The sequence below is a fragment of the Streptomyces sp. NBC_00096 genome, from assembly GCF_045041305.1.
In the GTDB taxonomy this organism is placed as follows: Bacteria; Actinomycetota; Actinomycetes; order Streptomycetales; family Streptomycetaceae; genus Streptomyces.
On the sequence record NZ_CP108221.1, the window covers coordinates 1,331,661 to 1,345,658 of the forward strand.

At 73.7% G+C, this 13,998-nt stretch carries 11 protein-coding genes; 7 read left to right on the forward strand and 4 right to left on the reverse strand.

The window, feature by feature from the left end:
* Positions 1–375 precede the first annotated feature (375 nt).
* Positions 376–1,410 carry a septation protein SepH gene (gene sepH / locus OG904_RS05620; RefSeq protein ID WP_405487990.1) on the forward strand — a complete coding sequence of 345 codons (1,035 nt, stop codon included), beginning with the start codon at positions 376–378 and terminating at the stop codon, positions 1,408–1,410.
* Between the two features lie 165 nt (positions 1,411–1,575).
* Here sepH and OG904_RS05625 read toward each other — a convergent pair whose 3' ends face one another.
* Positions 1,576–2,436 carry a sulfurtransferase gene (locus tag OG904_RS05625; protein ID WP_405487992.1) on the reverse strand — a complete coding sequence of 287 codons (861 nt, stop codon included), beginning with the start codon at positions 2,434–2,436 and terminating at the stop codon, positions 1,576–1,578.
* 184 nt (positions 2,437–2,620) lie between these two features.
* Between OG904_RS05625 and OG904_RS05630 the strand changes: the two genes are divergently transcribed.
* Entirely contained in the window at positions 2,621–3,406 is a 786-nt protein-coding gene (locus tag OG904_RS05630; protein WP_405487994.1) for a VOC family protein, read from the forward strand.
* An 18-nt stretch (positions 3,407–3,424) separates the two neighbouring features.
* Here OG904_RS05630 and OG904_RS05635 read toward each other — a convergent pair whose 3' ends face one another.
* The 3 genes from OG904_RS05635 to OG904_RS05645 all read right to left on the reverse strand — a co-directional run bounded on the left by OG904_RS05635 (position 3,425) and on the right by OG904_RS05645 (position 7,218).
* A complete protein-coding gene (locus OG904_RS05635) occupies positions 3,425–5,953 on the reverse strand; it encodes a bifunctional serine/threonine protein kinase/MFS transporter (RefSeq protein ID WP_405487996.1) in 2,529 nt (842 codons plus the stop codon).
* A 90-nt stretch (positions 5,954–6,043) separates the two neighbouring features.
* On the reverse strand, positions 6,044–6,658 hold the full coding sequence (locus tag OG904_RS05640) for a DUF4291 domain-containing protein (protein WP_405487998.1): 615 nt from the start codon (positions 6,656–6,658) through the stop codon (positions 6,044–6,046).
* Positions 6,655–7,218: a hypothetical protein gene (locus OG904_RS05645; RefSeq protein ID WP_405488000.1), complete on the reverse strand. Its 564-nt coding sequence runs from the start codon at positions 7,216–7,218 to the stop codon at positions 6,655–6,657. The genes OG904_RS05640 and OG904_RS05645 overlap by 4 nt, the downstream gene beginning before the upstream one ends.
* Positions 7,219–7,625: 407 nt before the next feature.
* Here OG904_RS05645 and OG904_RS05650 point away from each other — a divergent pair, with 407 nt between their 5' ends.
* The 5 genes from OG904_RS05650 to OG904_RS05670 all read left to right on the forward strand — a co-directional run bounded on the left by OG904_RS05650 (position 7,626) and on the right by OG904_RS05670 (position 13,969).
* Positions 7,626–8,942, forward strand: coding sequence for a DUF11 domain-containing protein (locus tag OG904_RS05650; RefSeq protein ID WP_405488002.1), 1,317 nt, complete (start codon positions 7,626–7,628; stop codon positions 8,940–8,942).
* A gap of 80 nt (positions 8,943–9,022) precedes the next feature.
* Positions 9,023–11,173 carry a lectin-like domain-containing protein gene (locus OG904_RS05655; RefSeq protein WP_405488004.1) on the forward strand — a complete coding sequence of 717 codons (2,151 nt, stop codon included), beginning with the start codon at positions 9,023–9,025 and terminating at the stop codon, positions 11,171–11,173.
* Positions 11,174–11,256: 83 nt separating this feature from the next.
* Positions 11,257–12,312 (forward strand): DUF11 domain-containing protein, encoded by a 1,056-nt coding sequence (locus OG904_RS05660; protein ID WP_405488006.1) that lies wholly within the window; start codon positions 11,257–11,259, stop codon positions 12,310–12,312.
* On the forward strand, positions 12,276–13,346 hold the full coding sequence (locus OG904_RS05665) for a DUF11 domain-containing protein (RefSeq protein WP_405497785.1): 1,071 nt from the start codon (positions 12,276–12,278) through the stop codon (positions 13,344–13,346). The genes OG904_RS05660 and OG904_RS05665 overlap by 37 nt, the downstream gene beginning before the upstream one ends.
* Positions 13,347–13,522: 176 nt before the next feature.
* The gene (locus OG904_RS05670) at positions 13,523–13,969 is read left to right on the forward strand and encodes a hypothetical protein (protein ID WP_405488008.1); all 447 of its coding nucleotides are present in this window, start codon (positions 13,523–13,525) and stop codon (positions 13,967–13,969) included.
* The last annotated feature ends 29 nt before the right edge of the window (positions 13,970–13,998 follow it).

Consider the following 13,998-nt stretch of genomic DNA (forward strand, 5'->3'; position numbering starts at 1 on the left):
CCAACTCCCGCCGTCCGGGACAAGTTCGGCGGCGCGGCGGTCCACCCAGGTGGCCCGAATGGAGTACTGTGGCGAGCCCTGGGGCCGTCCTTCCTTACGGATGTCCGGACCCGGGAGAGGGGGCCGGCTGATGGAGAAACGGCACTCGAGACCGGCGATGCCGCGGTATTGCACGGGATCCTGCTGCGCACAGTAACCGTTCGGTCACTGTGCGTGCCCAACAGGTAACCGTGCCATAACAGCGATCAAGGGCGCATGCCCGACACGCCGGTTTAACTCGGCAAGGTAGTGGCAGGCTGCACCCGGGCAGGCCACACTCGACTAGCGGAAGCAGCGACGCACGTGACGTCGGCAGGCACCACCCGGGAGGTCCCCATGCCCGAACTGCGTGTCGTGGCCGTCTCAAATGACGGCACACGACTGGTGCTCAAGGCTGCGGACAGCACGGAGTACACGCTTCCGATCGACGAGCGTCTCCGGGCTGCCGTGCGCAACGACCGTGCGCGCCTGAACCAGATCGAGATCGAGGTGGAGAGCCACCTCCGCCCGCGTGACATCCAGGCCCGCATACGGGCCGGTGCCTCCGCTGAGGAGGTCGCTCAGCTCGCCGGCATCCCCGTCGACCGCGTACGCCGCTTCGAGGGCCCCGTGCTCGCCGAGCGCGCGTTCATGGCGGAGCGGGCCCGCAAGACGCCCGTGCGCCGCCCCGGCGAGAACACCGGACCCCAGCTCGGCGAGGCCGTGCAGGAACGACTCACGCTGCGCGGGGCGGAGAAGGAGTCCGTCCAGTGGGACTCCTGGCGCCGCGACGACGGCACCTGGGAGGTCCTGCTGGTCTACCGGGTGGCGGGTGAGCCGCACTCGGCGAGCTGGACGTACGACCCGCCGCGCCGGCTGGTCGTGGCCGTGGACGACGAGGCCCGTTCGCTGATCGGCGAGTCGGACGACCTGCCGGCGACCCCGGAGCCGAGCTTCCCGTTCGTACCGAGGATCGCGCGGCTGCCGCGCGACCGGCCGCTGGACCGGGCACTCGACCGGCAGATGGAGCGAACCACCAGCCACACGGCCCCTGCTCCCCCGCCGCCGCCGGAGACGGACGCCGAGGAGGAACGGGACACCCTGACGGCCCTGCTGGAGGCGGTACCGAGCTTCCGCGGCGACCTGGTGGTCCCGGAGCCCGTGACGGAGCCGGAGGCGGAGGAGCCGCCCGCGGCCTCGGCCGCCTCCACGGGGGCGGGTTCCGCCTACGCGGACGTGCTGATGCCGCGTACCGTGGCGGGCCACCGGGACCGGCTGACGGGCACGACGGACCGGCAGGCGGAGGCCGACGGCGTCCGCCCCGGGCGCCGGGCGGCGGTCCCGAGCTGGGACGAGATCGTCTTCGGCACCCGCCGCAAGAAGCAGGAGTAACCCCCGGTCCCCGGCGGCGGAGCACACCGCCGCCGGGGCACGTTGGTCAGGGCACGCGGGTCAGGGCACGTGGTCAGAGCACGCGGGTCAGGGAAGCCGGGCCGGGGTCTGCGGGTTGGGGCCCTGCGGGTTGGAGCCCGCGGTCCCGATTCGGCCCCTTCGCGTCTAGCCGGGCAGTTCTCCCACCGCCACCGGCCGCGAACCGTCCGCCGACCATTCCGACCAGCTGCCCGCGTACAGCGCCGCCGGGATCCCCGCCGCCGCGAGCGCGAGCACCTCGTGGGCCCCCGAGACGCCCGAGCCGCAGTACACGCCGACCGGGGCCGTGCCGTCCCCGGGAACGCCCAGGCCCTCGAAGCGCGCCCGCAGCGCGGCGCCGTCCAGGAGCAGGCCCCCGGGACCCACGTTCTGCGTGGTCGGCGCCGACACCGCCCCCGGGATGTGGCCCCCGACCGGGTCGATCGGCTCCACCTCTCCCCGGTACCGCTCACCCGCCCGGGCGTCCAGCAGGACACCCGTCCGGGCCAGCGACGCCGCCGCATCCGCGTCCAGCAGTCCGATGGCACCCGGATTTGGCTTGAAATCACCCTCACTCAGGGGAGTGACCTCGGCCGACAGCGCACCGCCGGCGGCCGTCCACGCGGCCAGTCCCCCGTCCAGGACCCGGACCCGCGCGTGACCCGTCCAGCGCAACAGCCACCACGCGCGGGCCGCCGCCCAGCCCTGTCCGCCGTCGTACACGACCACCGGCATGTCCGCCGAGACCCCGGCCCGCCGCATCACCGCCCCGAACTCCTCCGGATCCGGCAGCGGATGGCGCCCGCCGGAGCCCGCCGGGCCAGCCAGTTCCGCGTCGAGGTCGACGTAGACCGCGTCCGGCAGGTGCGCGGCCTCGTACTCGGCCCGCAGGTTCGGGCCGCCGAGCTGCCAGCGGACGTCCAGGAGCACCGGCGGCCGCGGGCCGGCCAGTTCCTCCTTCAGATCGGCGGCGGAGAGGATCGGAGAAGGGGGCGGGTTCGCAGTCATGCGGGCCATTTTCCTCCCCGCCACGCACCCGGCGTAACAAGGCGGACATCGACGGGCCGTACGGATCCGGTCATCTCTCCCGGGTCGTGCGAAGCCCGGCCGGTCGGGGCGCGCCGAGCCCGCCGGAGTGGAAGCATCAGCTCCGGGAAGGGTCACGAGCGTGACGACGGAGGAGACGGCTGACATGACCGAGGCATCGGAAGCAACGCGGCGCACGCCCGGCACGCCGTGCTGGGCGAGCCTGATGGTGCACGGCCTCGGGACCACCGAGGAGTTCTACGCGGACCTGTTCGGCTGGGAGTACGAGCCCGGCCCCGAGCAGCTGGGCCCGTACGTGCGGGCCATGCTCGACGGGCGGGAGGTCGCGGGCATCGGCGAGATGCCGCCGGACCGCCAACTCCCGGTGGCCTGGACGACGTACCTCGCCACCGACGACGCCGACGCGACGGCCGAGTCCATCCGCTCCTGCGGCGGCACGGTCGCGGTGGGCCCGCTGGACGCCGGGGTCGCGGGGCGGGTGGCGATCTGCTCGGACCCGCTCGGCGCGATCTTCGGGCTCTGGCAGGCCGCGTCCCATCTCGGCACCCGGCTGGCCGGAGGGCCCGGCACCCCGGTCTGGCACGAGCTGGTCACCCAGGACACCTCCACGGTCGGGAAGTTCTACCAGCACGTCTTCGGCCACGAGGCCCGCGCGCACGCCGACGCCAGTGACGACTTCGACTACCTCACGCTGCTGCTCGAGGGCCGGCCGGTGGCCGCCGTGCACGGGGTCGGCCGGTCCCTGCCGCACGACCGGGGGCCGCACTGGATGACGTACTTCGAGGTGGAGGACACCGACGCGGCCGCCGCCCGCGTGCTGCGGCTCGGCGGCCGGATCGTCCAGCCGCCGCGCGAGGGCCTCAGCGGCAGGCTGGCGACGGTCGCGGACCCGGAGGGCGCCGTCTTCACGCTCGTCCGCGGCAGGGGCTGACCCCCGGGTCCGGTCGACCTAGGCGGCCCGCCCACCGGGACCACGGGGCTCCCTGGCGGTGACTAGCAGGCCGCCGGTCAAGGCCGCGAGCAGCAGGGCGCCGAAGCCCCACCAGAGGACGGTGGAGTAGGCGCCCAGCAGCCACCGGGCCGTGTCCTGCGAGGACTCGAGGCGGCTGAGGCCGGCGATGACGACGCCGAGCAGCATGCCGCCGATGGCTTCGCCCAGCTGCTGGGCCGTGGCGATGGCGGCCGAGGCCGCGCCGGCCTGCCGGGGCGGTACGCCGGCGGTCACGGTGGTGAAGAGCGGAACCCAGGCCATGCCCAGGCCGAGGCCGGTGAGGACCATGCTGGGCACCGCCCGGCCCGGGGGGAGGCTCCCGTCCTCCCCGGTCAGGAGCAGCAGCCCGGCGGCCGCGAGCACCAGCCCCGCCGCGATCAGGACCCGGGGCGCGGCACGGTGCAGCAGCCGGGCGGACACCTGGGTGGAGCCGACGGCGATCCCGGCGGGCAGGACCAGGAGGAGCGTCCAGGCCTCGGGCGATGCGTAGCCGCAGAACTGCTGCACGTAGAAGGCCAGGGCCGCGAACAGGGCGAGGGCGCCGGTGCCCGCCAGGAGCAGGGCGAGCAGGGAGCCCGCCCGGCTGCGGTCCGTGAAGACGTACGGGGCGAGGAGCGGGCCGGACGTCCTGATCTGCCACCACAGGAAGGCCGTGAGCAGGACGATGCCGACGGAGATCAGGAGCACCGCCAGGGGGTTGACCGAGCCGCCGGACTCGATCGCGCCGAGACCGTAGGTGAGGGCGGCGAGGCCGCCGGAACCGAGGAGTACTCCGGGCAGGTCGAGGCGGATGCCGGAGGTGCCGGGCCGGTCCTGCGGCAGGGTGAGCGCGCCGATCAGGGCGATCACGGCCAGGGCGAGCGGGGCGTACAGGCACCAGCGCCAGGTCAGGCTTTCGAGGAGCGTCCCGCCCGCGAGCAGCCCGAGCGCCGAACTGCCGCCGGTGAGCGCCACGTAGACCCCGAAGGCCCGGCCCCGCTCCCGGGGGCCGGTGGAGCCGGCGGTGACCAGGGAGAGCGCGGCCGGTGTCAGCAGCGCGGCGGAGGCACCCTGCAGGACCCGGGCCAGGACCAGCGTCACGGGATCGCCGGCCGAGCCGCCGAGCGCGCAGGACGCCGCGAATCCGGCCAGGCCGATGATCAGGGTCCGCCTGCGTCCCACGAGGTCCGCGAGGTGCCCGCCGAGCAGCAGCAGCGCGCCGAAGGAGACCACGTAGGCCGTGAACATCGGGCTCAGTCCGGCGGAGCCGACGTCGAGGTCCGCCTGGACGGACGGCACCGCCATGGTGAAGGCGGTCGCGCTGAGCACCACCATCAGCTGCACCAGGGAGGCCACCGCCAGGCCCCGTCGGCGCCCGCCCCGCGGGGCGGAGTCCTGGGGGGCCGTGGAGTCCTGATGGTCCGCGGACGGCGTCGCGGGCCGGGCGTCGGCGGGTGCGCCCGGGGGCGGTCCGAAGCCCCGCGCGGGACCGGAGTGCGCCGGGGCCGTCGGGGCGTACGCGGGCGGCGGCGGGAGCTGGGGGCGCGGGGAGGGGACCCGGGGGTCCGGCCGCCCGCTGGGGGCCTCGGCGGGGGCCTCTGCGGGGCTCGCGGGGGCGTAGTCCAGCAACTTCGCCGCGTGGCGGCCCAGTTGTGCCAGGACCGCGCCCGGCAGCCACTCCCCCTCGTGGTCCACCGCCGTACGCGCGGCCACCTGCTCGGGGGTGGGCCGCCGGACGGGGTCCTTGTGCAGGCATTCGCGGACGAGCTCGAGGAGCGGCTCCGGGACGCCGGTCAGGTCCGCCTCCTCCTCGGCGATGCGGAACAGGTGGGCGTTGAGGCCCGTGTCCTTCGCGCCGAACAGGAGGCGCCCGGTGGCCGCGTAGACGAGGACGGCCCCGAGGCAGAAGACGTCGCTGGCGGGGGTGAGTTCGAGGCCGCGGACCTGCTCCGGCGACATGAAGCCCGGGGAGCCGATCAGCATCCCGGTGCTGGTGAGCAGGCTGTCCCCGGCGAGGCTGTCCATCGCGCGGGCGATGCCGAAGTCGATGACGCGGGGGCCGTCGACGGTGACGAGGACGTTGGACGGTTTGAGGTCGCGGTGGATCAGGCCCGCCCCGTGCACGGCCCGCAGGGCGAGGGCGAGGCGGTTGGCGAGGGTGTGGACCGAGTGCTCGGGAAGCGGCCCGAAGTCCTTGGCCACCACGGAGTGCAGATCGGGTCCGGGAATGTACTGGGTCGCCACCCAGGGCACGGCGGCCTCGGGGTCGGCATCGAGGACGGCGGCCGTCCAACTCCCGCCCACCCGCCGGGCGGCGGCCACCTCCCGGGCGAACCGCCTGCGGAACTCGGGGTTCCCCGCGTACTCGGCCTGTACGACCTTCACGGCCACGGTGCGCCCGCCCTCGGAGCGGCCGAGATAGACCAGGCCCATGCCCCCCGCGCCCAGCCGGGCGATCAGACGGTACGGGCCGATACGGGGCGGGTCTTCGACGATCAGCTGGTCCACGACAGCAAGATAGTCCAGCTATCCAACGCGGAGGGCCCCATCGGCCGAACTCGCACCCCACCCCCTCCGCCCGGGGCCTCTCACCTCCGTTCAGCCCCGCGCGACGCGCTCCACGAGGCCCGCCGGGAGCGGATACACCCGCTCCCGGGGCAGGAGGGCGGCGGCCGCTTCCAGGTGACCGGAGCGCACTGCGGCGCGGACCTCCTGCGCCAGCGGAGTCACGTCCCTGATGCCGACGGTCCACTCGTCCACGTACTGGTCGACGGCGGGGCCCGACAGTCCGATCTGGATCGCGCGGTACGGCAGTCCGTTCAGGGCCAGGTCCCGCTCGGGATCCCACTGGACACGGACCGGACTGGCCTGCAGGGCGGCCCGCCAGTCCGCCTTGGCCGCGAACCGCGTACGGTCGAAGTGGCTGGGGCAGGCACGGGAGAGGGCCCGCTCGAAGCCCTCCCGCGTGATGTCGATGGCGAGGACGCGCTCCTGATCGACCTTCGCGCCCCACCCGCAGCGATACATCATCCAGAGGAACGACGGTTTGATCCACGTCATCCGGGTGCGCTTGAACGGATCCACGAAGGTGCCCGCTTCCAGGGCCGGTTCGGCGATCCGCGCCGGGTACGCCTGGTAGACCGTGATGGTCTCTTCGCCGAACCGCGCACGGACTTCGTTCGCCGGGCGCGCACCGGCCGGGTCTGCGGTCATGCGGAAGTCTCGCCCTCCCAGACCGCGGGCCGCACCAGCACCGGGTCCGCCACCGAGCGTGCGCCCGCCGCGTGGGCGAGCCACCGCAGGTCCTCCCAGGCGAAGAAGGGCTCGCCCCAGGTGTCCGCCCAGAGCCGCAGCGCACCCTCCGCCCCCGCGGGCGGGCGCGTCAGGTCCCACCAGGCCCAGCCCCGGACTTCCAGGTCGGGATCGAAGCGCGAGAGCCAGTCCTGCAGGTCCCAGGGTGCGCCCCCGGTCCGCTCGGCGTACCGGTCGCGCCCTTCCGCCGCGAAGGGCTCCGGTGAGCCGCCGCCCCGGCAGACACCGGAGAACCACGCGGGCATGGTGCCGACGGGCAGCTCCGCCGCGTCGTCGAAGGACGCCGTGGCGGCGATCGCCAGCGCGGCGTCCAGGGCTCCGCGCAGCCGGCTCGCGTACGCCGCGGGGTCCCCGTCCACGGCCAGTTCGAAATGGGCCAGGACCGGGGGCGCGGATGCGGACTCCGGCCGGCGGGACACCCGGGACCTCTCGGCTCCGAGGTCTTCGATCTCGTGCAGCATGCCACCATCCTCGCCCATGCCCGCCCGCGCACCCTGGCCCACCTGAGCAGGATCCCGCCGACCCCCGCCGACCCAACCCAGCTGACCGCTGCCGGCGAAGGTGACTCCGCCGCCGCTCGCCGCCACGGGTCGCGAGGACGGCACCGTACGCCCGACGGACTGAATTCGATCACCCATTAGTCATAAATGATCAAAGCGACCGCACCCTTTGTGCCTATTTGTGTGAATAGATCACCGCACTGGTCCTCCTTGGGCGAGTCGACTTCCCCGAAGGGCACCCGATGCGACGTGTCTTGAGAAGCCGCGCCGGAGGCCCGTACCGGCCCCGGCGCGCGGTGACCACGTGCTGCGCCGTGGCGGCATGCTGCCTCCTCTCCGCGGCACCCGCCGCCGCGGCATCGGCTCTGATGAAGCCCGGTACCACCGCGTCCCCGTCCCCCGAGGCCCCGGGGGACGGCGCGTCCGCCGTACCCGCGGCACCTGCCGCCGCTGCCGCCCCGCAGGCGCCGGAGAGCGCGGATCTGGCGGTGTCGGGCCTCTCGCTGCGGCCGGCCGCGACCGCCCCCCGGGACAACCGGGAGAACCCCGCCGCGGCCGGGCGGGAGACGTTCGACTACCTCGTGACGGTGACCAACCAGGGACCGTCCGCCGCCCGGCAGGTGCGCGTCACCGACCGGCTGCCGCTCTCCCTGGAGTTCGCCTCGTCCCGCGACGGCTGCACCGCGAGCGGCCGCACGGTGCTGTGCGGGCCGCTGGCCACGCTGGCGGTGGGCACGTCGCACGCCTGGGTGATCACCGTACGGCTGGCGGCCGACTACCGCGGAGACGGTACGGACATCGTCAACGAAGCGGTCGTCGACGCGGCCACCTCGGACCCGGACTCCCGCAACAACGCCTCCTCCCTGACCGGCCTGAAGGTTCCGCCCAGCGCGCGGACCGCGGATCTCTCGATCCGCAAGACGGCGCTGCTCGCTAAGGGGCGGGAGCACGTCAGGCCGGGCGAGAAGTTCACGTACCTGATCACGGTGCGCAACGCGGGCCCCGCGACGGCGCGGCGGCTCCAGGTCACCGACCGGCTGCCGTCCTCGCTGGTCCTGGTCTCCTCACCCGACGACTGCGCGCCCGCGAAGGGCGGGGACCGGCTGGTGGTGTGTCCGCCGCTGGAGCGCCTGGCGGCCGGCGAGAAGGCGGAGTTCCGGATCACGGTCCGTGCCGTCACCGGGGATCGGACGGCCCGGCCTCCGGCGGGCAAGTGCACCCCCATCGAGAACATCGCCCGCGTCACCTCGGCCAGTTTCGACCCCGACCTCTCGGACAACGCCAACGAGCCCGGTACGACCGGGCCGAAGGGCGGCCGGCTGTGCCTGGTGTCCGAAGCGGGCGGGGACCAGCACGGTGGGCACGACGGCCGGGACGAGGGCAGGGAGGACGGCCGGGAGGACGGCCACCACGGCCGCGACGACCAGCACGACGGCCGGGGTGACGGCCGGGGTGACGGCCGGGATGACGGCCGGGATAACGGTCGGGATGACGGTCGGGAGCACCACGAAGGCCGTGAGCAGCACGACGGGCGGGACCACCACGACGGCCGCGAGCAGCACGGCGGCCGCGGCGACCTGGCCGACTCCGGCGCCACGGTCCCGCCCTGGCTGCTGTGGACCTCGACCGCGCTGGTGGCCGGTGGAGCGGCGCTGCGGACGGTCTTCCGGGTGCGCCGCCCGTGACCGGCGGTCCGCCGCGGCACCCGCGGCGGACCACGCGCGCAAGCCCGACCGCCGAGTGGGAAGACGAGGAACGTTCCGGTATGACGATGCCCCGGAGTGCCTGGTGGCGCAGGGCCGCCGCCGCAATGCTGTGCACGACCGCGCTGGTCCTGCCGGCGTCCCTCTCCGCTCCCGCGGCGGCGGCCCCGACCGCCGCGGCCGACCCGGCACATCCGGCCCGTTCGGCCCACCCGGCCGACGGCCCCCGGCCCCGCGCGCTCGCCTTCCCCGTCAACGAGACCTTCGACAGCTCCACCAACCTGGGCAGCACCAGCGGCAACGCGAGCTACCCCGACGGCGGCGGCTGGCTGCGCCTGACCTCCGCGAGCGCCACCCAGGCCGGCACCTGGAAGCTGAAGGACTCCTTCCCCTCCAGCCTCGGCATCATCGCCGAGTTCAGCTACGCCACCTACGGCGGAGCGGCCTTCGAGGGCAAGCGGGGTGACGGGCTGTCGTTCTACCTGGCCGACGGCGCCGCGGCCGACGGGACCGGCCCTGCCGGAGGAGCCCTCGGCTACGCCTGCACGGGCGTGGCGGACCTCTGCGCCGTCTCGGGCGTACCGGGCGCGTACCTCGGCATCGGGCTGGACGAGTTCGGCAACTTCTCCTCCAACGTGGTCGGCAACGGCGGTCCGGGCGCCCAGTCCAACAAGATCGTGGTGCGCGGCGGAGGCAGCGGCAAGACGGGGTACCGCTACGCCACGGCCGTCGACGGACCGGGCAAGACCGTGGAGACCGGCAGCCGCGCCAAGGAACGCACGGTGCGCGTGTCCCTCCTGCCCAGCGGTACGAAGATGCTGCTGTCGGTGTGGTCCGACAGCGGCCCCGGCACGGCCATGACCCAGCTGATCACCGACTTCGACGTCACGGGCATCACCGGCCAGCCGAAGCTTCCGGCCACCCTCAAGGTGGGGTTCTCCGGGAGCACCGGTGGCGCGACGAACGTGCATGAGATCGACGACCTCCAGATCAACGTGCCGGCCGACCTGACCATCGCGAAGACGGGCTCCCCCGCGAGCGTGCCCGCCGGCGGCGGACCGGTGACCTACACCCTGACCGTTTCCAACTCCCAGGCCAACGAAGTGACCGGCGCCGCCGTACGCGACACCGTGCCCGGCCTGACCAACGTGACCTGGACCTGCCGCGCCAACACCGGCGGGACCTGCGGACGGGCCTCGGGCAGCGGGAACGTCCTGGACACGACGGCCGACTTCCAGCGGGGCGGCTCCGTCACCTACACGGTCACCGGTACGGCTCCGGCGCAGCCCGTCACCCTGTCCAACACGGCCACCGTGACCGCCCCGGCGGACCGTACGGACACCAATCCGGCGGACAACAGCTCCACCGCCGCCGCCACGGTGGTGACGGCGCGCGCCGACGTGGCCGCGGAGAAGGAGGGGCTCGGGTCCGGACCGGTGGCCCCGGGCCAGGAGTTCGAGTACCGCATCACCGCACGCAACCTCGGGCCCTCGCACACGAGCGCCGTCCAGCTCTCCGACACCCTTCCCGGGCCGCTGCGGTTCGTCTCCTCCGCCGACGGGTGCACGGCTTCGGGCCAGCAGCTGTCCTGCCCGGTCCGCGATCAGCTGAACGCCGGTACGAGCACCTCGTGGAACGTGCGGGTGCGGCTGGACCCGGCCTACCAGGGTGACGGCTCGGACCTCGGGAACGTGGCGACGCTCCGGCACGCCGTCACCGATCCGCAGCCCGCGAACAACACCAGCGCGGCCGCCGCTCCGCCCGGCGGCGTGGCGCCCGCCCGGGCCGACCTCTCGCTGACGAAGGCCGTGGAGACCCGCTCCCCCGTGGCCCCCGGGGAGACCTTCACGTACACGGTGACCGTGCGCAACGCCGGCCCGTCGGTGGCCCGGAAGGTCACGGTCACCGACCCGCTGCCCACGGCGCTCTCGTTCGTCCCCTCGGCCGGGGGCTGCACCGCCGTCGGCCGGGACGTCACCTGCGGTACGGCGGCCACGCTCGACCCGGGCGGGATCCGGTCGTGGACCTTCACCGTGCGCCTCGACCCGGCGTACACCGGTGACGGGACGGGCCTGCGGAACACCGCGACCGCCCGCGCGGACACCGCCGACCCGAACCCGCTCGACAACAGCGGCTCCGACGGTGTGCCGGGCGGACGCGTCCGCCCGCCGAGCGCCGACATCGAGCTCGCCAAGGACGCGACCGCGGGCTGACAGGGCCCCCGGAGTCCTCCCCCTCGATTCCCGTACAGCAGCTCTCTGTACGGTCCTCCCGCACGAAACGGAAACGATGCGCGATGACGACGACACCAGGCCGGCGGCCGGCGGTGCGGGCTCTGGCCCCACTGCTCTGCGCCGCGGCCCTGTGGGCCGGACCGGGCCCCGCGGCCGCCGCTCTGACCGGCGGAGGGCATACGGTCGAGGTGACGGCGCAGCATGCCAAGGCCCCCGGTGACCTGATCACCTACACCCTGACCGCGCGGAACAAGGGCCCGTCGGTGGCCCGGAAGGTCACCGCGACGGACAAGCTCCCGACCGGGATCTCCTTCGTCGGTTCCTCCGACGGCTGCACCGCCACGGGCCAGACCGTCACCTGCGGGCCCGAACCCCAGCTGGCCGCCGGGCAGAACAAGAGCTGGAGCTTCCAGGCCCGGCTGAGCCCCTCGTACCAGGGCGACGGTTCCGACCTCGGCAACAGCGCCACGGGCAGCTCCGAGGCCACCGATCCCGACCCCGCGAACAACAAGCCGGATCCGGTGCTGCCGCCGGGGCCGTTCGATCCCGTCTCGGACCTGGCCACCGTCAAGACCGCGCTGGGCGCGGGGCCGACGATCCCGGGCCAGGAGTACGAGTACGAGATCCGTACGACCAACAAGGGCCCCTCCGACGCGCGCAACGTCGGGGTGAGCGACGCCCTGCCCGACGGGCTGACCTTCGTGTCCTCGGCCGACCCCTGCGCGGCTTCCGGACGGACCGTCACCTGTGGTCCGCTGGCCCGGCTCGTCCCCGGCGCCGAAGTGGTGTGGACCTTCAAGGTGAAGCTGGACCCCGCCTACGCCGGTGACGGCAGCGACCTGCGCAACACCGCGACCTCCGCCTCCGCGTCCAAGGATCCGGAGCCCGCCGACAACACCTCGCACGCCGTACTGCCGCCGGGCGGGGTCACCGTCCCGCAGGCCGACGTGTGGACGACCAAGCGGCCGGCCAACGACACCCCGATCGCCCCCGGACAGACCTTCGAGTACGTGGTCACCGCGACCACGAAGGCCCGTCCCGCGCCGCGAACACCACGATCACCGACAAGCTGCCCGCGCAACTGGCCTTCGTCTCCTCCCCCGACAACTGCTCGGTGACCGACGGGACGGTCAGCTGCGGCCAGGTGGCCGTACTGGACCCCTCGGCGTCCCGCACCTGGCGGTTCACCGTCCGCCTCGACAGCGGGTACACCGGCAACGGATCCGACATCCGCAACACGGCGACCGCCACCTCGCGGACCAAGGACCCCAAGCCGGAGAACAACACGAGCAGCCCGGCGGGCCTGCCCGGCAGCACCGTCAACAAGCCGACCGCGGACCTGGCGGTGACCAAGGAGGCCGTCGGCACCAAGCCGCCGGTACCGGGTGAGAACTTCGACTACCGGATCCGGGTCACCAACAACGGCCCGTCGGCCGACGCCTTCAACGTCAAGCTCACCGACGCCCTTCCCGAGGGCCTGTCGTACGTGGCCTCCTCCCCCGCCGGATGCACCGTCGCCGGGCACCTGGTGTCGTGCAAGCGCACCGCCCCGCTCAAGGTCGGCGAGACGGTCGAGTACCTGCTCACCGTCAAGGTGGATCCCGCGTACAGCGGCGACGGCAGCGACCTGAAGAACACCGCCCAGGTGACGGCCGACAACATCGACCCGGCGAGCGAGAACGACAAGAGCACCGCGACCGTGCCCGGCGGGCACGTCACGGACCCGGCCGCGGACCTCGCCATCACCAAGAAGCCCGTCCAGAGCGCCGCCGTGGCCCCGGGCGAGACCTTCGACTATGCCCTGACGGTCACCAACAACGGCCCCTCCCAGGCCGAGCAGATCACGGTCTCCGACACCCTGCCGACCGCGCTGAGCTTCATGTCCGGCGACGCCACCTGCACCTCGGGGCGGACCGTCACCTGCGGCCCGCTGCCGCGGCTGGCGCCCGGGGCCTCGATGACCTGGGTGATCAAGGTGAAGCTGGACCCGGAGTACACCGGGAACGGCTCCGACATCCGCAACACCGCCACCGTCGACTCCCTGACCAACGACCCCAAGCCCGCGAACAACACGAGCGCGGCCGCCGGCCCGCCCGGCGGCACGGTCAAGGACCCGACGGCCGACCTGGAGGTCGGCAAGACGACCCCCTGACCCCGCGACCCCGGCGGAAGGCCGGCAGGGCACCCCGCCCTGCCGGCCTTCCGCCGTACCGGGCCGCCGTACGGATTCACCCGAACGGCGGCGCTCCGATGTCCCCGCGCTCCCCCGCCGCGGACGCTGGGCGGGACACCGGACACTCGGCGTCCCGCCCGACGAAGGAGTCTCTCGTGGCACAGACAACGCCCCCCAGCAGGGCCCCCAACGACAGGTACGCCACCGACGGACAGAGCCCGTGGGCGGCGAGCGGCGTCATGTTCGCCGGAGTGCTGATGCTCGTGGAAGGCGTCATCGGCATCCTGAAGGGCATCGTCGGCATCGCGAACGACGACGTCTACGCGAGCGTGGGCGACTACACCTTCAAGTTCGACGTCACGGCGTGGGGCTGGATCCACCTCGTGCTGGGCATCGTGCTCGTGGTCGTCGGCGCGGGCATCCTCAAGGGCGCGGACTGGGCCCGGGTCACGGGCGTGGTGATCGTCGCGCTGGACATCATCCTGAACTTCCTGTGGCTGCCCTACACACCGCTCTGGGGCCTGATCTCGATCGCCATCGGCCTCTTCATCATCTGGGCCCTGTGCACGGACACGCACGGCATCCGCTCCCGCACCACCTGACGCGGACCGCCCCCTGCAGCCGGGTGGCT